Origin of the sequence: Actinacidiphila acididurans (assembly GCF_016918855.1) — a bacterium.
GTDB classification, from domain to species: domain Bacteria; phylum Actinomycetota; class Actinomycetes; order Streptomycetales; family Streptomycetaceae; genus Actinacidiphila; species Actinacidiphila acididurans.
Map to the genome: position 1 here is coordinate 218,038 of NZ_JADKYB010000003.1, position 17,815 is coordinate 235,852.

16 protein-coding genes and 1 tRNA gene are annotated in these 17,815 nt (G+C 73.4%); 8 read left to right on the forward strand and 9 right to left on the reverse strand.

What is annotated here, in order from left to right:
* Positions 1-301: 301 nt before the first annotated feature.
* Positions 302-1,342: a selenide, water dikinase SelD gene (gene selD / locus ITX44_RS06445; RefSeq protein ID WP_205356056.1), complete on the reverse strand. Its 1,041-nt coding sequence runs from the start codon at positions 1,340-1,342 to the stop codon at positions 302-304.
* Positions 1,343-1,521: 179 nt separating this feature from the next.
* Between selD and ITX44_RS06450 the strand changes: the two genes are divergently transcribed.
* Positions 1,522-1,614 (forward strand) — tRNA-Sec (locus ITX44_RS06450).
* 46 nt (positions 1,615-1,660) lie between these two features.
* On the opposite strand, the gene ITX44_RS06455 is transcribed toward ITX44_RS06450, so the two are convergent.
* From ITX44_RS06455 to ITX44_RS06470, 4 genes are all read right to left on the reverse strand, one after another.
* Positions 1,661-3,460: a selenocysteine-specific translation elongation factor gene (locus ITX44_RS06455; RefSeq protein WP_205356057.1), complete on the reverse strand. Its 1,800-nt coding sequence runs from the start codon at positions 3,458-3,460 to the stop codon at positions 1,661-1,663.
* Between the two features lie 210 nt (positions 3,461-3,670).
* Positions 3,671-5,071 (reverse strand): L-seryl-tRNA(Sec) selenium transferase, encoded by a 1,401-nt coding sequence (gene selA / locus ITX44_RS06460; protein ID WP_205356058.1) that lies wholly within the window; start codon positions 5,069-5,071, stop codon positions 3,671-3,673.
* A gap of 239 nt (positions 5,072-5,310) precedes the next feature.
* Entirely contained in the window at positions 5,311-5,613 is a 303-nt protein-coding gene (locus tag ITX44_RS06465) for a hypothetical protein (RefSeq protein WP_205356059.1), read from the reverse strand.
* A gap of 110 nt (positions 5,614-5,723) precedes the next feature.
* Complete coding sequence (locus ITX44_RS06470; protein ID WP_205356060.1) at positions 5,724-6,554, reverse strand: DUF4184 family protein; 831 nt, start codon at positions 6,552-6,554, stop codon at positions 5,724-5,726.
* Between the two features lie 110 nt (positions 6,555-6,664).
* On the opposite strand from ITX44_RS06470, the gene ITX44_RS06475 reads away from it, so the two are divergent.
* Together ITX44_RS06475 and ITX44_RS06480 are read left to right on the forward strand one after the other, a co-directional pair.
* Complete coding sequence (locus ITX44_RS06475) at positions 6,665-6,877, forward strand: DUF6381 family protein (RefSeq protein ID WP_205356061.1); 213 nt, start codon at positions 6,665-6,667, stop codon at positions 6,875-6,877.
* 169 nt (positions 6,878-7,046) lie between these two features.
* The gene (locus ITX44_RS06480; RefSeq protein WP_205356062.1) at positions 7,047-8,240 is read left to right on the forward strand and encodes a glycoside hydrolase family 18 protein; all 1,194 of its coding nucleotides are present in this window, start codon (positions 7,047-7,049) and stop codon (positions 8,238-8,240) included.
* Between the two features lie 142 nt (positions 8,241-8,382).
* Here ITX44_RS06480 and ITX44_RS06485 read toward each other — a convergent pair whose 3' ends face one another.
* Entirely contained in the window at positions 8,383-9,192 is an 810-nt protein-coding gene (locus ITX44_RS06485) for an LPXTG cell wall anchor domain-containing protein (protein ID WP_205356063.1), read from the reverse strand.
* Positions 9,193-9,570: 378 nt separating this feature from the next.
* On the opposite strand from ITX44_RS06485, the gene ITX44_RS06490 reads away from it, so the two are divergent.
* Entirely contained in the window at positions 9,571-10,770 is a 1,200-nt protein-coding gene (locus tag ITX44_RS06490) for a S53 family peptidase (RefSeq protein ID WP_205356064.1), read from the forward strand.
* A gap of 681 nt (positions 10,771-11,451) precedes the next feature.
* On the opposite strand, the gene ITX44_RS42095 is transcribed toward ITX44_RS06490, so the two are convergent.
* On the reverse strand, positions 11,452-11,583 hold the full coding sequence (locus tag ITX44_RS42095) for a hypothetical protein (protein WP_265934177.1): 132 nt from the start codon (positions 11,581-11,583) through the stop codon (positions 11,452-11,454).
* Between the two features lie 89 nt (positions 11,584-11,672).
* On the opposite strand from ITX44_RS42095, the gene ITX44_RS06495 reads away from it, so the two are divergent.
* Both ITX44_RS06495 and ITX44_RS06500 read left to right on the forward strand, forming a co-directional pair.
* Positions 11,673-11,951, forward strand: coding sequence for a hypothetical protein (locus ITX44_RS06495; RefSeq protein WP_307795126.1), 279 nt, complete (start codon positions 11,673-11,675; stop codon positions 11,949-11,951).
* 96 nt (positions 11,952-12,047) lie between these two features.
* Complete coding sequence (locus ITX44_RS06500; RefSeq protein WP_205356065.1) at positions 12,048-13,328, forward strand: ATP-binding protein; 1,281 nt, start codon at positions 12,048-12,050, stop codon at positions 13,326-13,328.
* Between the two features lie 70 nt (positions 13,329-13,398).
* Here ITX44_RS06500 and gap read toward each other — a convergent pair whose 3' ends face one another.
* Positions 13,399-14,397, reverse strand: a complete 999-nt coding sequence (gene gap / locus ITX44_RS06505; RefSeq protein ID WP_205356066.1) for a type I glyceraldehyde-3-phosphate dehydrogenase — start codon at positions 14,395-14,397, stop codon at positions 13,399-13,401.
* A 223-nt stretch (positions 14,398-14,620) separates the two neighbouring features.
* Positions 14,621-15,568 carry a GlxA family transcriptional regulator gene (locus ITX44_RS06510; RefSeq protein WP_205356067.1) on the reverse strand — a complete coding sequence of 316 codons (948 nt, stop codon included), beginning with the start codon at positions 15,566-15,568 and terminating at the stop codon, positions 14,621-14,623.
* 244 nt (positions 15,569-15,812) lie between these two features.
* On the opposite strand from ITX44_RS06510, the gene ITX44_RS06515 reads away from it, so the two are divergent.
* A complete protein-coding gene (locus tag ITX44_RS06515; protein ID WP_205356068.1) occupies positions 15,813-16,832 on the forward strand; it encodes a hypothetical protein in 1,020 nt (339 codons plus the stop codon).
* A 118-nt stretch (positions 16,833-16,950) separates the two neighbouring features.
* Positions 16,951-17,424, forward strand: coding sequence for a hypothetical protein (locus ITX44_RS06520; RefSeq protein WP_205356069.1), 474 nt, complete (start codon positions 16,951-16,953; stop codon positions 17,422-17,424).
* Positions 17,425-17,815 lie beyond the last annotated feature (391 nt).

Genomic DNA, 17,815 nt, shown 5'->3' on the forward strand with positions numbered 1-17,815 from the left:
GACGCACATGGGCGCCCGACGTGTGCCGACCTCGTTCTTCACCGCGGTCGGCTGCCTGCCCGAGCCGGCTGCCGGGTTCGCCGGGACAACGGGACCGATCCCGACACGCCGGGGTCGGCGCCCTGTGCGCGCCGCAGGGCGATCGCCGAACACACCCGTGTGAGACCTGACGGGGCGCCACAGCGGCGACGCCGCGCCGGCCGTGGCGGATCCCGGCGTACTCCCTCGGCCCCGCCCCGACGACCGGACCCCGTTCCTCGAGTCGTCGTGCCGCCCGGCGGCCTGGCGCCCTCCACCGGGGTCAGCGCACGACGAGCCGGTGTTCGCCCGCGGGGCGCAGTTCGCCGATGACCGGGGCCCCGGGGATCTCGCCGGCCACCAGCAGGCCGCCGGAGGTCTGGGCGTCGGCCAGGAGCAGACGGGTCGCCTCGTCGGCGGTGCCGAAGTCGGTGCGGGGGTCCACCCACGCCAGGTTGCGGCGGGTGCCGCCGCTGACGTAGCCGTCGCGTACGGCCTCTCGCGCCCCGTCGAGCAGCGGGACCGCGCAGGCGTCCACCACAGCGGTCACCCCCGAGGCGCGGGCCAGTTTGAACAGGTGGCCCAGCAGGCCGAATCCGGTGACGTCGGTCGCGCAGACGACTCCGGCGGCCAGTGCGGCGCGCGACGCCTCGCGGTTGAGCGTCACCATGGTGGCGATCGCCTGCTGGAAGACCTCACCCGTCGCCTTGTGCCGGTTGTTGAGAACGCCCAGGCCCAGCGGCTTGGTCAGCGACAGCGGCATTCCGGGCCGGCCGGTGTCGTTGCGCAGCAATCGCGCCGGGTCGGCCACACCGGTCACCGCCATGCCGTACTTCGGCTCGGGATCGTCCACGCTGTGCCCGCCCGCCACATGGCAGCCGGCCTCGGCCGCGACGTCCAGCCCGCCGCGCAGCACCTCCCGGGCCAGCGCGAAGGGCAGCACCTCGCGCGGCCAGGACAGCAGGTTGACGGCCACCAGCGGTGTGCCGCCCATGGCGTAGACGTCCGACAGGGCGTTGGCGGCGGCGATCCGGCCCCAGTCGTAGGGGTCGTCCACCACCGGGGTGAAGAAGTCGGCGGTGGCCACGACGGCCGGTTCGCCCGGCCCGCCCGGCAGCCGTACCACCGCCGCGTCGTCGCCGCTGTCCAGCCCGACGAGCAGGTCGCCGGACCGGTCCGGGTCCGGCGTGCGGCCGGTGAGCCCGGCGACCATCTCCTCCAGTTCGCCCGGCGGGATCTTGCAGGCGCAGCCGCCGCCGTGGGCGTACTGGGTCAGCCGGACGCTCTCCGCCTGCTCCTGCTGCTGCCGGGTCGCGGTCGCCATCACTATTCCCCTCTCATGTCGGTGCTGGGTTCTCCTCGCGCGGAGTCCGCCCGCGCCACGGGCGCGCAAATCGCGCATACAGGTGCGCGGTGCGGCACGTTGACACATACCGGACGCGCGGGTTCGATGGACGCTCGTCCGGGCTTCCCCGCGCCGTGTCGCGCGAAGGCGCCCGGCGGGGAGGCGTAAGGGTGCCTGGTGGCCCTCCCGGTCTTCAAAACCGAGGTGCCCGAGCAACTCGGGCAGGCGGGTTCGATTCCCGTCCGTCTCCGCTCGTCGCTCGCGCTGCGACGCGCTGTGCCGGGGCCCGGCGCCGGCTCAGCCCGCATCGGTACGCGCCTCCTCCGGTTCCGCGGCGGGGGCGCAGCGGCGCAGGGCCCCGTCCAGCCGTACCGTCCGGCCCTGCCGGTCCAGGTGCTCCAGCAGCGGCAGCGCCACCCGGCGCGTGGTGTCCAGGGCGCGGCGGGCCTGACTCGCGGTGAACGGCTGCGCCAGCCGGGACAGCAGCGCGGCGGCCCGGGCGTCCGCGCCCGGGAGCAGCACAATGCTGTCCGCGATCCGCAGGAGTGCCCCGGCCGCTGCCGCCGCGGCCAGCAGCCGGGGTGTCAGCCCCAGCTCCGCCAGCCGGCCGGCCTCGGGCGCACGGAACGGCGCCTCGGCCAGGTCGGCGCGTACGGCCGCGACGGCGGCCTCGACCGCGGGCGGCAGCGCGGGACGGGACCGGCTGCCGTAGATCCGGCCCTCGCGCTGCCGCAGCCCGGAACCGGCCGTCAGCAGCGCTTCGACCAGGCAGCGTTCGGGCAGGCCCAGCACCTGACGGGCCGTCTCCAAGGGCAGGCCCGGCTCCAGCGGGTGGCCGGCGGCGTGCTCCTTGACCGCTTCCCGCAGCCGCTCGCCGAGGGCCGTCCAGTGTGCGGGGTCGGCCAGCCAGTCGCCGGCCACCGGCTCGGAGGGCGCGGCCGCGCCCATGGCGGCGAGTTCGCTGCGGCGCACCAGGCCGCGCCGGCGCAGCTCGCCGGCCCCGTCCGGCCGGCCGGTCAGGGCCCGCAGGTCGTGGGCCCGGGTGGCGGCCGCGCCGCGCCGGGCGAGGACCGGCGGCCGGACGTCGAGCACGGTCACTCCGGCCGGTACCCGGTGCCGGCCCGGATCGCGCAGCAGCGCCCGGTCGCCGATCCGCAGCGGCAGGGTGGCGGCGAGCCGCAGCCGGGCGGTGTCGTCGCCCAGCGGACGGACCGTCACCGGAACCGCCGCGGAACCGGCGTGCAGAGTGAGGTGCCGCGGCAGGTCACGGGCCGGGTCGCCGGTCAGCCGTACGTCCACGGTGTCGGCGGTGAGCCAGCGCCCCGGGGCGAGCAGCGCGTCCCCGCGGCGCAGGGCGTCGGCTCCGGGGCCGTGCACGTTGACGGCCACCCTGGCCACCGCGCCCACCTGTGAGCGGGGCTCCTTGAGTGCCTCCAGGCCGCGCACCCGCAACGTCCGCCCGCCGCGGGCGGATTCGAGGTGGTCGCCCACCCGGAGGGTGCCCGCGCCGAGGGTGCCGGTGACGACCGTGCCCCGGCCGCGCACGGTGAACACGCGGTCCACCCACAGCCGTACGTCCGCGCCGGGATCGGGCGCGGGCAGCGCACCGGCGGTCCGGGCCAGTTCGGTCCGCAGCTCGGCCAGGCCGGCGCCGGTCACTGCGCTCACGGCCACCGACGGCACGGCGCCCAGCGAGGTCTCCGCGATCCGGTCCAGCGCCTCCTTCCGCGCGGGCTCCGGGTCCGCCAGGTCGGCGCGCGTCACGGCGAGCAGCCCGTGCCCGACGCCGAGCGCGTCCAGCACCCCCAGGTGCTCCTGCGACTGCGCCTGCCACCCCTGATCGGCGGCGACCACGAACACCACGGCCGGCACCGGCCCGACCCCGGCCAGCATGTTGCCCACCAGCCGCTCGTGCCCGGGCACATCGACGAACGCCACCTGCCCGGCACCGGGCACCTCGGTCCACGCGAACCCGAGGTCGAGCGTCATCCCGCGCCGCCGTTCCTCCGCCCACCGGTCCGGCTCCATCCCGGTCAGCGCTCGTACCAGCGCCGACTTGCCGTGGTCGACATGCCCGGCGGTGGCGAAGACGTGCATGGGTCACCTGCCGGTGGGGGTGGGGGCGGGGGCGGTTCTCGGGTGTGGCGGTGGGGGTTCGGGTTGTTGGCGGGGTTCGGGTGCGGGGGTGGGTGTCGTGCATGTCTGCCGGATGGCGGCCGCGGGTGCCGGGTCGGTTCCGGTCGGTGTTCGTGCGAGGGCGGATGTGCCGTGGTCGGCGTGTCCGGCGGTGGCGAGGAGGCGCATGGGTCACCTGCCGGTGGGGGAGGGGGCGAGGGTGGTTTCGGTGCGTGGCGGTGCGGGTTCGGGTGCGGCCGTCGCGCCCACCTGCCGGATGGCGGCCGCAAGAGTCGGGTCCGACTCCTCCGGGACCGTGCGCAGGTTCAGTAGGCAGCGGCCGGACTCCACCCGGCCCAGCACTGCGGGAGTGGCCCGGCGCAGGAGGACCGCGCAGGAAGCGGGCAGCGACAGGGCCGCGCTCGGGAGGGTGACGCCGGGGGCGCCGCCACCGCCGATGACGGCTTCGGAGTCGACGGCGTGGACGTCCAGGCCGTCGGCGCGCAGGTCAGCGGCGAGGCGTGCGGCTCGTTCGCGCAGGCGGCGCGGGTCGGCGTGCAGGGCGAGCCGGACCGGCGGGGCGGGGCCCCGTACGGTGGCCTCCAGGGCGGCGAAAGTCAACTTGTCGACGCGCAGGGCGCGGGCGAGAGGGTGGCGGGCGAGGCGCTCCACCAGGTCGGCGCGGCCCAGCAGAAGGCCGCACTGGGGCCCGCCGAGGAGTTTGTCGCCGCTGGCGGTCACCAGGTCGGCGCCGGCCCGCAGCCAGGTGGCCGCGTCCGGCTCGTCCGGGAGCGCCGGTTCGGGAGTGAGCAGCCCGGAGCCGATGTCGGCGACCACCGGCACGCCCAGCCCGGCCAGCTCGGCGACACCGGCCTGGCTGGTGAAACCGGTGACGCGGAAGTTGGACGGGTGGACCTTGAGGACGAACCCGGTCTCCGGCCCCACGGCCGCGGCGTAGTCGGCCCGCGTCGTGCGATTGGTCGTACCGACCTCGCGGAGCCGGGCGCCGGTCGACACCAGCAGGTCGGGCAGCCGGAAGCCGTCGCCGATCTCCACCAGCTCGCCCCGGCCCACCACGATCTCCCGCCCCCGGGCCAGCACGGTCGCGGCCAGCACCAGCGCGGCCGCGCCGTTGTTGACCACGTGCGCGGCCTGCGCGGCCGGCACCCGTTCGAGCAGCGCCTCGAAGGCCGGCCGGCCCCGCCGGGACCGCAGCCCGGTGGCCAGGTCGAGCTCGACGTCCGTGGTGCCGCCCGCGGCGAGCAGCGCGTCGAGGGCGGCCTGCGACAGCGGCGCGCGGCCCAGGTTGGTGTGCAGCAGCACACCGGTCGCGTTGAGCACCGGCCGCAGCGTGGACGCGGTGGCGGGCAGCGCGGCCACCACCCGCTCGACCACCTCCGCGGCAGGAAATTCCCCGGCCCGCGCCCGCTGTTGCACCTGCGCCACCACCGCCTTCACCAGCCCCCGCCCCAGCCGGCCGGCGGCGGCCACCAGCCGCGGTTCTGCGAGCACGGTGTCGGTACGCGGCAGATGGCGCCGCACGTCGTCCCGTACGTCAGGGTCGGTACGGGTACGGTCCGGCTCGCCTTCCATCCGCTGCACCTTCGCTGAGAGCCAGCACGACCGGGGTACGCCCGATCACTGTTCCGGGCCCGACGCCTTCCGCGGCCCTGCCACCCGGCGCCCGGCGCCCTCCGACCGTACGGTCCCCGTCCCCGCGGCCCCGGCCGCCACACCCGGTCGCCGCGCGAGCACCCCCCGAACGCACCAAGCGGCCGCGACGCCACGGCCGCCCTCGTCCTCCGGTTCCGCACATGACCGTGTGCAGGACATCAGCTCACCGAGGCACCGGACGCCAGCGCCAGGCCCGCTGCCGCGAGGAAATCCTCAAGGCTGATCACACCGCTTCCGGTGCCGTCGTCCCATTCGGTCAAGAGGCCCGAGAGGCCCTTGTTCCAAGAGCCCGGCGTGTCGGAATCGGGGTCAGGGCCGGGATGCCACTCGACGCAGCCCTGACCATGCCGGTATCGGAGAAACAAGTACTGACCGTCTGCCGTCCACGCGTCCCACTGCGAGGGACAGGCAGAACACGTCTGCACGACCCGTACCAGCTTCCGGCCCTCATCCGCGCCCATCCGAGGATGCTTGCGCGCCAGTGGAACCCCGGCAATCGACTTCAGGCCGCCGTCAAAGGCGCCTCAAGCCGCAGCACGACGCACCGCAGCAATGCTCCGCCGGGCGGCACCTAGCGGGTACGCCGGCGCAGGACCGTCGCACCGCGGGACACTGCCGCGTAGGCCGTCAGGCCCACCGCCGCGCCCGTACCCGCGCCGAAGAGGGCGGACGGGAGGGCATCGAGGAGGTGGGAGAAGGGGCCGCCGGGGCCCGGGGTCCAGCCGGACAGGCGCCGGCCGGCACCGGCCGCCGCGGCGGCTGAGACCAGGGCCGCGACCGCCGCCTTGGCGCGGCCGGACATGCGCGGCCCGGACGGCGGCGGGGGAGCGGTGGCGGGCGCGGGCGACACTGCGTCGCGCCGCAGCATGTGCGGCACATACCAGCCGAGGACCGCCAGCCCGGCCGCCGAGCAGCCGATCTGCAGCCACGTGTAGACCGGCCGGCCCGCCACGGTGTGCGCCAGCACCGGCAGCAGGCGTACCCCGACGCGGCCGTCGTGGGTGAAGGCGTCCCAGCCCACGTGGGTGACGGCGCCCAGGACCGCGGACACGGTGAACCACGCCGCGTCGGCCGGACCGGGCCCGCGGCCGGACGGGGAGGTCAGGGCGTCGGCGGCGTCGGCCCACCGCGCGGGGAGCAGGGCCACCAGCGGCTCGCGCAGCAGCCAGTGCCAGCCCGCGACGAGCGCGGCGGCGATGCCCACGTCGGCGGTGGGGATGCCGGCCAGGCTGTGCGTGAAGGTGCCGTACCGGAAGGTCCCGTGCACCAGCGACTCGGTGAAGAAGGGCACGTCGGGCGCAAGCGACCCCGCGACCAGCGCCGAGGCGACCAGCGGACCGCGGGGCCGCCCGCCGCGCAGGAACGGCAGCACGGCCGCGGGATGACTCAGGGTGAACGGCACATGGTCATCCTCTCCTCCGGCAGCCGGACCCGGCACGCCGGGGTGGCCGTCGCGCGCGGCACCTGGTTCCCTGGAAACGGAAGGCGCGCGACACGGAACGAGGCTCGATCATGAGCGGCAGCAGCGCATCCCACCCGTACACCGGCCCGTCCCACGCCCACATCGAGGCGCTCCGCGAAGAGGCCCGCGGCCTGCGCTCCGCGGCCGAACGCAGCTCCGATCCCGACGAGCGCGAACGGCTGAAGCAGCGGGCCCGGCAGCTCGACTCCGACAGCGAGCAGGAGAGCATGATGGCCGCGGGGGACATCTACCCCACGGAGTGACCCGGGCCTCGGCGCCGCGTCCTCGACGACGCGGCCCCGGGGCACGTGTCTGTCGCCCGACGGAAGCGCTGTGGATCAGGTCCGGACCAATTATTGACAGAGGTCAGTCAAGGGCGTCACGGTGAAGGGCTGTCCCGATGGGCCACCCGAAGAACGCCAGGAGGCGTCCATGCGTGTGCTGTCCGGAAGATCCCGCTTCACCCAGTCCCTCGAGTCCCCGCGGTCCGATCGGTCGTCGCGGGCGCGCACGCCGTGGCGGTGGCTCCGGCCGCTGCGGTCGCTCAGGTCCCTCGGCGCCGCCGCCGTCCTGGTGGCCGCCGCCGCGGCCGTGCCGCCCGCCCTCCCGGCGAGTGCCGCCGCCGGCACCCTGCCGCAGGTGTACGGGGCCTGGCACTGCGGCAACGACGCCTGCACCTGGGCGACGGTCCGTGACATGACCGACTTCGACCACAACAACCACTGGCTGATCGACCGCGGCGACGGCCGCCCCTCGGTCAACCTGGTGGTGCTCAGCTTCGTCAACCCGCTCACCCTGCTCAACGGCACGACGGACACGGCCAATACCGACGGCGTCCCGGTCGGGATGACGCAGTCGGTGGTGAACTACTTCACCGCGCACGGCATCCGGGTGATGCTCTCGATCGGCGGCATCACGTACACCGGCGACTGGAACACCGCGCTCTCCCAGAACCCCACCCTGCTCGGCCAGCGGGCGGCGGCCCTGGCCACCCGCCTCGGAGTCGGCATCGAGATCGACTACGAGGAGAGCTCCAGCCCGAACACCACCGGTCTGCAGGCCTTCATCGACGCCTACCGCGCCGCGCACCCGTACGACGCGACGGGTGCCGACCCCACCGCGCGGCTGACCATCGACGTGGCGGCCGGGGACCGCTGGCTGATCGGACTGGACCAGTACGCCACCGCGCACTGGCTGACCACCACTGCCCCGGTGCTGGACTACGCGAACGCCATGGTGCCCAGCAAGCAGCCCTCGGCGAGTACCGCCGAGTCCAACTGGCAGGAGCACCTGACCGGCAAGGCGAACTACAGCCCGGCCATTCCGCCGCTGGCCCCGGCGAAGTTCACCGGAAGCCTCTACATCGCCGAGGGGTCCCAGGTCCGCCCGGAGTGCAATGACTTCGCGTCCTCGGTGCAGAACGCGACGAGCACTTGGACGCAGACCGCGGCCCCGGCCGGCGCGGGCAGCACCTCCGGCCTGCTGGGCTACATGTTCTGGGCCGCCGAGCAGCCCTCCACCCGCGGGGTGACCACCGACCCGCCCAACACCTGCGAGGGCGGGGTCGGCGCGGGCGCGACCGCGTTCAACGTCCCGGTCCCGATGCCGGCTCTGCGGCAGAACTGACGCACCGGCAACGAAGGCCGGACACACCTGCCGGGAACACCTGCCGGACACACCTGCCGGAAACGCCGAGCGGCGCCGGTCCCTCACGCGAGGGACCGGCGCCGCCGTACGCGCCGACGCGCGCGGTCAGTGCGTCAGCGGATCAGTGCTGACGGCTGCCGCGGCGGCGGAACATCACTGCCGCGCCGATCGCCAGCAGGACGACGCCCAGCACCGACGCGCCGGCGACCGACGCGCCGGTCTCGGCGAGGCTGCCGCCCGACCCGCCCGTGCTGCCGCTGGACGACGCGGCCACGGGGGAACTCGTCGAATCGGTGCCGCTGGTGTCGCCGCCGCTCGTGCTGCCCGACGTCGAGCCGCCGGCGGCCGTGCTGCCACCGGTCGAACCGCTGGTCGTGCCGGTGGTCGAACCGCCCGACGCGGTGCCGCCGTCGGACCCGCCGGTGGTGGTGCCGGTAGTGGAACCACCGTCCGTGGAACCGCCGGTGGTGCCGGCCGTGGAGCCACCGTCCGTCGTGCCGCCGGAGGCCGTGCCGCCCTCGGCGGCGCAGTCGACCCAGAAGACCTTCTGCTTGGCCTTGCCGTGCTCGCCGTCGAAGTTCCACAGGAGCTTGTAGTGGCCGTCGGGCAGCGTCATGTCGTCGGTCCGGCCGTGGCCGGAACCGTCCAGCGTGATGGCGCCGGTGGAGGCGACGACGTCCTCCTTGCCGGTGGGCGGCTGGTCGACGATCTTCCAGTCGGCCTTCTGCAGACCGTCGAAGAAGAAGGCGTCGAGGTAGAACGTGCACACGTGCGGCTCGTTCTTGACCAGCTCCGCGCCGGTTTTCGCATCGTGAATCTTGATGGTGCCGTTGTCACCGGGTGCGTTGCCGTGGGCAGACGCACCCGGGGCGAGCACCACGGTCGCCGCCACGGCAACTGCCGCGGCACCGACCGATGGTAGGACGCGCATGGGCATACCAACCTGAGGATGGATGTGTGAAGTCGGGGGGGAGGGCACAAAGCCTCCGGGGGAGCACCCGCGCACGTCAAGTCGGGTACATGACCGTTCGCCCGCACTTTTCCGCGTTCTGGCCCCAGGCGTCCGATTTGCGATGGTAACGATTCGGCCAAGCCTGCCAGTTGGGACATGAGGTGAACCTGTCATTTTAGCTCATGGCTACTTGGCTTCGCAACTCCATGGACATGTCACCGCATCGCTGTCCGATTCACCATCTGTGCAGGTCAGAAGCGTGATTGACGTCGAGCTTTAACATCCCATGGCTTTCCAACCGTTCGCTTTTCCTTCACTCTGGCGCCGTCGCAGACTCCACTACCCGAGGAGAGTCATATGCTCCTGCGCGCACGGCTGTTAAGCACGGTGACCGCGGTTCTGGCGGCGATCCCGCTTGCGGTCCTCGGCTCGGCAACAGCCTCGCACGCCGCCGCACAGCCGGCCGGCAAAGCCCCCGCGCATTCGTGTGCCACTCCCAAGGCGGGCTTCGCGGCCTGCGAGGCACTGGTCCGCACCGACCTGGTCGCGCCCGCCTCGGTGGCACCGCACGCCACCCCCTCCGGCTTCGGCCCGAGCAGCCTGCAGTCGGCGTACAACCTGCCGTCGGCCACTGCCGGTTCTGGCCGTACCGTCGCCATTGTCGACGCGTACGACGACCCCACCGCCGAGGCCGACCTCGGCGTCTACCGTGCCCAGTTCGGGCTGCCGGCCTGCACCACGGCCAACGGCTGCTTCAAGAAGGTCGACCAGACCGGCGGCACCAAGTACCCGCGGGCCAACGGGGGCTGGGCGCAGGAGATCTCCCTGGACGTCGACATGGTCTCGGCGATCTGCCCGAACTGCCACATCCTGCTGGTCGAGGCGAGTTCCTCGTCCTTCGCCAACCTCGGCGCGGCGGTGAACACCGCCGCAGCGACCCCGGGCGTGGTGGCCATCAGCAACAGCTACGGCGGCTCGGACGCCTCGGATGCGACCTACGGCTCGTACTACAACCACCCGGGCATCGCGGTGACCGCGAGCTCCGGTGACAGCGGCTACGGCGCCGGCTACCCGGCCTCCTCGCACTACGTCACCGCGGTCGGCGGCACCTCGCTGTCCACCGCGTCCAACAGCCGTGGCTGGAGCGAGACCGCCTGGAGCGGTGCGGGCAGCGGCTGCTCCGCCTACAACACCGCGCTCAGCGGCGCCGCGTCCTTCAGCACCGGTTGCGCCAAGCGGGCCGAGGCCGACGTCTCCGCCGTGGCCAACCCGTCCACCGGTGTGGCCGTCTACGACAGCACCGCCTACCAGGGCCTGTCCGGCTGGCTGGTCTTCGGCGGCACCAGCGTCGCCTCCCCGATCATCGCCTCGGTGTACGGGCTGGCCGGCAACACCGCGTCCATCGACAACAACTACCCCTACACCCACGCGTCGTCCCTGAACGACGTGACCTCCGGCAGCAACGGCTCCTGCACCACCAGCCAGTGGTGCAACGCGCGCACCGGCTGGGACGGCCCGACCGGTCTCGGCACGCCGAACGGCATCGGCGCCTTCTGACCCGTGAGCCGCGGCAGCCCCGTGGCTGCCGCGGCTCGGCCGGACGCGCGGGCACCGAGGGGGTACCGGTGAAAAGGACCACCGCGCGCCCGGCCGCTGCAACCACTCCACGGGTTGCTCCACCGTGCGGGGACACGGTTCGATACAGGGAAGCGCACAGGCGTACGGAAACGTTACTGGCGCCTCGGTGCGCCCACCCATGAGGCGCGCAGTCGGTACATGTCGGGAATATGGGCCGCGTCGCCAAGACCGGACCGGGCCTGTATGGTGCCCAGCCGTGCAGCCCTCCCCCCGCACCGACGCTCCTCCCGGCCCGCCCGTTCGGCCCGCCGGGGGCAGTCATGCGGCCACCCGACCCGTCTTCGTCGACGCCTCCGGGCGGCGGCAGCGGCGCGTGCGCCGCGTCGGCCGGATCCTGGTGCTCCCGGCCGCGGCCTATGTCGCGCTGCTGGTGAGTTCGGCGCTCGGCGGACCGACCGTTTCCTCGCCCTACCTGCCGCTGCCCCAGGCGCCCGGGCCGGGCGGTCACCACCATGCCCCGCGGCCGGGGGCCGTGACGAAGGATCCGCACGCAGGCGCCACCACCGTCCGGCAGACGCCGCCGACTCGTGGGACGCAGGCAGGTGCACCCACCGGCGGGACCGTGCCGGTGGCCGGTCCACCCCGTGGCAAGGCGGCCGGTCACGGTCCGGCGCCCAGCCCGACCGCCGGCACGGTGAGTCCCAGCGCGGCACCGTCCACCACTGCCGCCAGTGCTCCCGTGGCCACCGGCACTTCCACTGCCTCGCCGACGGTCACGCACGGCAAGAGCACCGCGAGTCACCCTGTCCCCAGTCCCACCCACACCGCCCACGGCCACTGACGAGCCACCTGGCGCCCTGCCGCGGAGAACCACCACTGCCATGACGTCCCCGTCCGTGCAGGTCGGGATGGGCCTGTACGCCTTCCGGCTCGGCAAGGAAAGCCCACGCCCCCTGTGGACACTGCCACTCCAGCAATTCGTCTACCGGCAGTTGATGTACCTCGTCGTCATCCAGTCCGTGGTGACCGCCCTGGCCGGCACCCGCCTGCGCCGGCAGCGCATGGAACGCCACGGCAGCCTCACCGTCCCCCCACCCACACCACCACCCCCGCCGATGATGTCGGACGCGAGCGGCCGGGACGGCGGCACGTACCGCTGAGCGGGCGTCCTGCCCGCCGTACGCCGTTCCGCGTCGCTGCACGCCCGGGTCGCCGTACGGCCCCGCCTCGGGAACAATGGAGGGCAGGTGCTGATCATGCCCACATGGCGACTGCGGGACTTCCACGACGACGACCTGGACCGCGCCATACAACTCTGGGACCAGGACCGGCAGGTGGACGACGGCAGCTCGGTCTTCCCGGTCTCCGAGGTGATGGCCGGGGCCCGGGCCGGCGAGCCCGCCGTGGTCGCGGTGGTCGGCGCGGACCTGGTGGGCATGGCGATGGCCCGTACGCAGGGCGAACGGGCCTGGATCACGCTGGTGGCGCTCGGTCCGATGTGGCGCAACCGCGGCATCGGCAGCTCACTGATCACGGAGCTGGAACGGCGGCTGCGCAACCAGGGGGTGCGCCGGATCGGCGCGATCCTCACCCCCGGCGCCACCGGGACCGCCGCCCTGGAGAACTCCGGCTACCGCAGGCGGGCCGGGCTGCTCCTCTACGAGAAGGTGGAACACCTCGGCGCCGCCGACGCGGGCCTGCTGGCCGAACTCGGCGGCCGGGTCGAGCCGCCCGGCCTGTGGGAGGCGCTGGCCGGGATGGAGCGGGAGAAGGACGCCGTAGAACGGCGGGTCGTGCTGCCGCTGTCCGAACCCGCGCTGGCCGAGCGGTACGGGGTGCGGCCGCCGAAGGCCGTCATCCTGTTCGGGCCGCCCGGCACCGGCAAGACCAGCTTCGCCAAGGCCGTCGCCTCCCGGCTCGACTGGCCGTTCGTGGAGCTCTTCCCCTCCCGCCTGGCCTCGTCCGGCGACGGCGGCCTGGCCGCCTCACTGCGCGACACCTTCGGCGAACTGGCCGGGCTGGAGAGCGTGGTGCTGTTCATCGACGAGGTCGAGGAGATCGCCGGGGTGCGCTCCGGCCTGGCCGCCGACCCCGCGCACGGCGTCACCAACGAACTGCTCAAGCTCATTCCGGGCTTCCGCGACCACGACGACCGGCTGATGATCTGCGCGACCAACTCCGTACGCTCCCTGGACCCGGCCTTCCTGCGCCCCGGCCGCTTCGACTACGTCATCCCGGTCGGCCCGCCCGACCCGGTCGCCCGCGCCGCGATCTGGCGGCGTTACCTCGGACCGGCCGTCGACGACGTCGACCTGCCCCGACTGGTCACGGCCAGCGAGATGTTCACTCCCGCCGACATCGAGTTCGCCGCCCGCAAGGGCGCCCAGGCCGCCTTCGAACGCGAGGTCACCGCCCGCCGCGGCATCCCGGCCGGCACCGACGACTACCTGGCCGCCATCGCCGACACCCGGCCCGCCCTCACCGACCGTGCGCTCGCCGAGTTCCAGCAGGACATCGAGACGTACGTGCGCATGTGACCTTGCGGTGGTCGGGGGAGGGGCGGCCGGGTGCGGGTTCCTCGGGCGCCGGTTTTCGGCGGGGGGTCCGTCAGCCGCGGGCCAGCAGCTCGAGGGTGTCGACGACGCGGTTGGAGAAGCCCCACTCGTTGTCGTACCAGGCCACCACCTTGACGTGCCTGCCGTCGACGCGGGTGAGCGCCGAGTCGAAGATCGCGGAGGCCGGCCGGCCGGTGATGTCGCTGGAGACGAGCGGCTCGTCGGCGTACACCAGGATGCCCTTGAGCGGGCCGTCGGCGGCGGCCCGATAGGCCTCGATCACCTCGTCGCGGGTGACCTCGCGCGTGACCGCGGTGTTGAGCTCCACGATCGAGCCCACCGGGACCGGTACGCGGATCGAGTCGCCCGACAGCTTGCCGTCGAGGTTCGGCAGGACCTTGCCGATGGCCTTGGCGGCACCGGTGGTGGTGGGCACGATGTTCACGCCGGCGGCGCGGGCACGGCGCATGTCGCGGTGCGGGCCGTCCTGCAGGTTCTGCTCCTGGGTGTAGGCATGCACCGTGGTCATGAAGCCGTGCTCGATGCCGGCCAGGTCGTCCAGCACGGAGGCCAGCGGCGCCAGCGCGTTCGTGGTGCACGAGGCGTTCGAGACGATCACGTGCGCGGCGGGGTCGTAGACCTCGGTGTTCACCCCGTAGGCGAGCGTGACGTCGGCGCCGTCGGAGGGGGCGCTGACCAGCACGCGCTTGGCTCCGGCGTCGATGTGCGCGCGGGCGGCCTTCGCCGCGGTGAAGCGGCCGGTGGACTCCAGCACGATGTCGACGCCGAGCTCGGCCCACGGCAGGGCGGCGGGGTCGCGTTCGGCGAGCACCTTGATGCGGCGGCCGTCGACCAGGAGGTCGGTTCCGTCGACCTCGACGGAGCGCCCCAGGGGGCCGAGCGCGCTGTCGTACTTGAGCAGGTGCGCGAGCATTTCGGGGGCGGTCAGGTCGTTGACGGCGACCACTTCGAGGTCGCTGCCGCGCTCGAGCAGGGCGCGGAGGGTGTTGCGTCCGATGCGGCCGAATCCGTTGACGGCAATGCGGGTCATGGGAAGTCCTTTCGTATCCGCTCCCCATCGTCGGCGGCCGGTGGCCGGGGCGGCATTGGCCTGAACGACAGCATGCGCAAGTATCGCGCCAGACCTTTCGCCACGGTCCGCAAGGATCTCGCCAGGCGGGTTCTCGTCGGTTGCCCGTCGGACCGGCGCCTCCCGTCATTCTCCGGACGGACTCCTCGTGTTCAGGGCCGCAGGGCTGCTCGAGGCGGACGGTTCAGGCCGAGAAGGTGTGCCGGTACTCCGTGGGGGAGGTGCCGAGGATGCGGTGGAAGTGCAGCCGCAGGTTCGCGCCGGTGCCGAGCCCGACCCGCACGGCGATCTGCTCCACGCCCAGACTGGTGCGTTCCAGCAGCTCACGGGCCAGGTCGACGCGGGCCCGCAGCACCCACTGCATGGGCGTGTAGCCGGTGTCCTCCACGAACCGCCGGGAGAACGTACGCGCCGACACCCGCGCGTTGCGGGCGAGTTCTTCGAGGGTCAGCGGCTCGGCGAGGTGTTCCAGTGCCCATTCGCGCGTGCTCGCGAACAGGTCGCCCAGCGGTTCGGGCACGCTGCGCGGCACGTACTGGGCCTGCCCGCCGCTGCGGTAGGGCGCCGCCACCAGGCGTCTGGCCACGTGGTTGGACAGCCCGACGCCGTGGTCACGCCGTACCAAATGCAGGCACAGGTCGATGCCGGATGCCGCGCCCGCCGAGGTGAGAACATTGCCGGCGTCCACGAACAGGACGTTCTCGTCCACCCGTACGAGTGGATGTTTCTCGGCGAGCGCCTTCGTGTAGTGCCAGTGCGTGGTCGCCCGCCTGCCGTCGAGCAGACCCGTCGCCGCCAGCGCGAACGCCCCGGTCGAGATGGCCGCGAGCCGCGCCCCGCGCTCGTGCGCCGCCATGAGGGCGCCGACGACCGCGGCCGGGGGTTCGGTGGTCGCCGGTTCCCGGTAGCCGGGCACGAAGACCGTGTCGGCGTGCGCGAGGGCGTCCAGCCCCTCGGCCACGTGGTACGACAGCCCGTCGCCGCCGGTCACCAGCCCCGGCGCGGCCCCGCACACCCGCACCTCGTACGGCATGCTCGGCCGGCGGGAGAACACCTGCGCCGGGATCCCTACGTCGAGCGGCTTCGCCCCTTCCAGCACGAGCACGGCGACGTGGTGGTTCGTGCGCGCCATCGGTACTTCTCCGTCCTTCCCGCGACCGGGGCCCGGGCCGGCCCCGAATGCCTGACCGGCGTCCGTGCCATGGCGTCGACGGCATCTGTCGCAAGTATCCTGCCATCACCCGGACGGCCGACCGGCAAGTGGAGCAATGGGCCGACCTCCTTGTCGCGCGGTCGTCAAGACTGCTCGCGTGAGGTCAACCCATTCCCGGGGCCCGCTGGTGCGGGAACCCCTCCGTCGAGCCACAGGGAGCGACGTGCGCCCACAGCATCCGCGATCCGGCCGGGGCAGGTGGCTGTTCACGATCCTCGCCACCTGCGCCCTGGTCCTTGCGACGGCGACCACCGCGCTCCCGCAGTCCCGCGCGGCGGCGGCAGCGCCGGCCCGGCAGGACTGCATTTCCACGCCGGCCGAGTACAAGGCCGCCTGGGACGCACGGCAAGTACGGTGCGTCTCCCCGTCGTTGTACGTCACCGCCTTCTCCCGCGGCGACAGCTCGCTGTATCCGGCGGGCTTCTGGTTCGCGTGGGCGAACTCCGGCGGCAACCTGGAGAGTTACCTGAAGCTGCGCAACCTCTACGGCAACCGGCCCGACAAGGTCGGCATCGGCATCCTGTCGTTCGTCGGCTTCCCGGGCCTGGACACCTGGAACTACCCGATGGACCTGCAGGTCTACACCCTCCCGGCCGGCGTCCGGGCCCAGGTGCCGACCTTCGGGACCTGGCAGCAGGTGCTGGCCGCGCAGTACGGCACGGCGGCCTTCCCGCCGGCCGCCGAGCAGCAACTCGCCCGGATCTACGCCGGGATCGGCCCGAACCAGGACGTCGTCGGCGCCTTCCAGACGGTGACCGGCTGCGACCGGACCGCGCTGCTCCAGGGCAGCGATCCGACGGCCGCCATCGGCTGCAATCGCGACTTCCTCGACGCGCTCGCCGCCGCCGGACCCTCCCCGTACTCCACCGGCCAGTCGAAGACCTGCTTCCAGAACTTCACCACGGGGTACAAGGGCCCCCGGAACGCGGCCGCCCTGCGCGCCGTGCTCTACCAGTGCCAGGACGCGGGCTTCCTCAACACCGGCGCCGGGGTGGGCTACAACACCTACGCCAACCCGTTCGTGTGCGCGCCCGCCGACTGGCAGACCGTCCAACAGCGCTACACCGGCCAGGAGTTCATCCTCACCAACACCACCTTCGACGCCCTGCCGAGCCACGTCGACATCCCGCTCGACCTCGGCACCCCCGGAAACCGCGACTACCTGCACAGCGGCTACTGCTGAACCGCCTCCGCAGGTCCCGGGCCGGCCTCCGCACGGCCGGCCCGGGACCTCCGGGCGCCCGGGAGCGGGGCCACGTTGTCCGGGTTTTCCGTCCGGCGTGTCCGGGCACCCGCGGGCCATGAGCAAAGTACTCAGCCTGATGGCCCGCGGCGCCCTGGCCGGGACAGCCGGGACGACCGCGCTGAACAGCGCCGCGTACGTCGACATGGCCGTGCGGGCCAGGCCCTCCAGCAGCACTCCCGAGCAGGTCGTGGACACCTTCGCCGAGAAGGCGGGCGTGCGGATTCCGGGCGACGGGACGAAGCGCGAGAACCGGCTGGCCGGGCTCGGCCCGCTCGTCGGCATCGCGGTGGGTACGGGCGTGGGCGCGGCCGTGGGGGCCCTGCGGGCGACCGGTTCGCGGCTGCCCTGGTGGGCGGAGGCCCCGCTGGCCGGCGCGCTGGCCATGGCCGTCGCCGACCTGCCCATGGTGGCCCTCGGCATCTCCGACCCCCGCACCTGGTCCGCCAAGGACTGGCTCTCCGACGCCGTGCCCCACCTGGCCTATGGCCTCACCACGACCGCCGCGCTTCCCTCCGCGAACGGACACTGACCGGCCCGCGGTCACCCCATGGACCCCTCCACCACCCACCACCCCTCGTACCCGCGATCATTCAACGTTATAAACAGCCGCACTCCAGCGTGCTGCCACAGCGGGAAGTGCCGGATGCCCCGCGCGGCGCATTCGGCGAAGCTTCCAGACCGCTGCTGGTCGTGTCCGCGCCGGCAGCCACGCAGAAGGCGCTGCCGGATACTTGCGGTGGTCGGATGTGTCTGTATAACGTTGTAAAACATGCTCGGGCGTGCGGATGGTGCCTCCGTCCGCACGCCCGGGGCTCCGGTCGACAGGGCGGCGGAGCGCGGTCGCCGGTTCCTTGGCCGGACCCTGGACTCCGGACGTGGGGCACCGCGGCCCGGGACCGCCGTGTCCCACGTCCGGATGC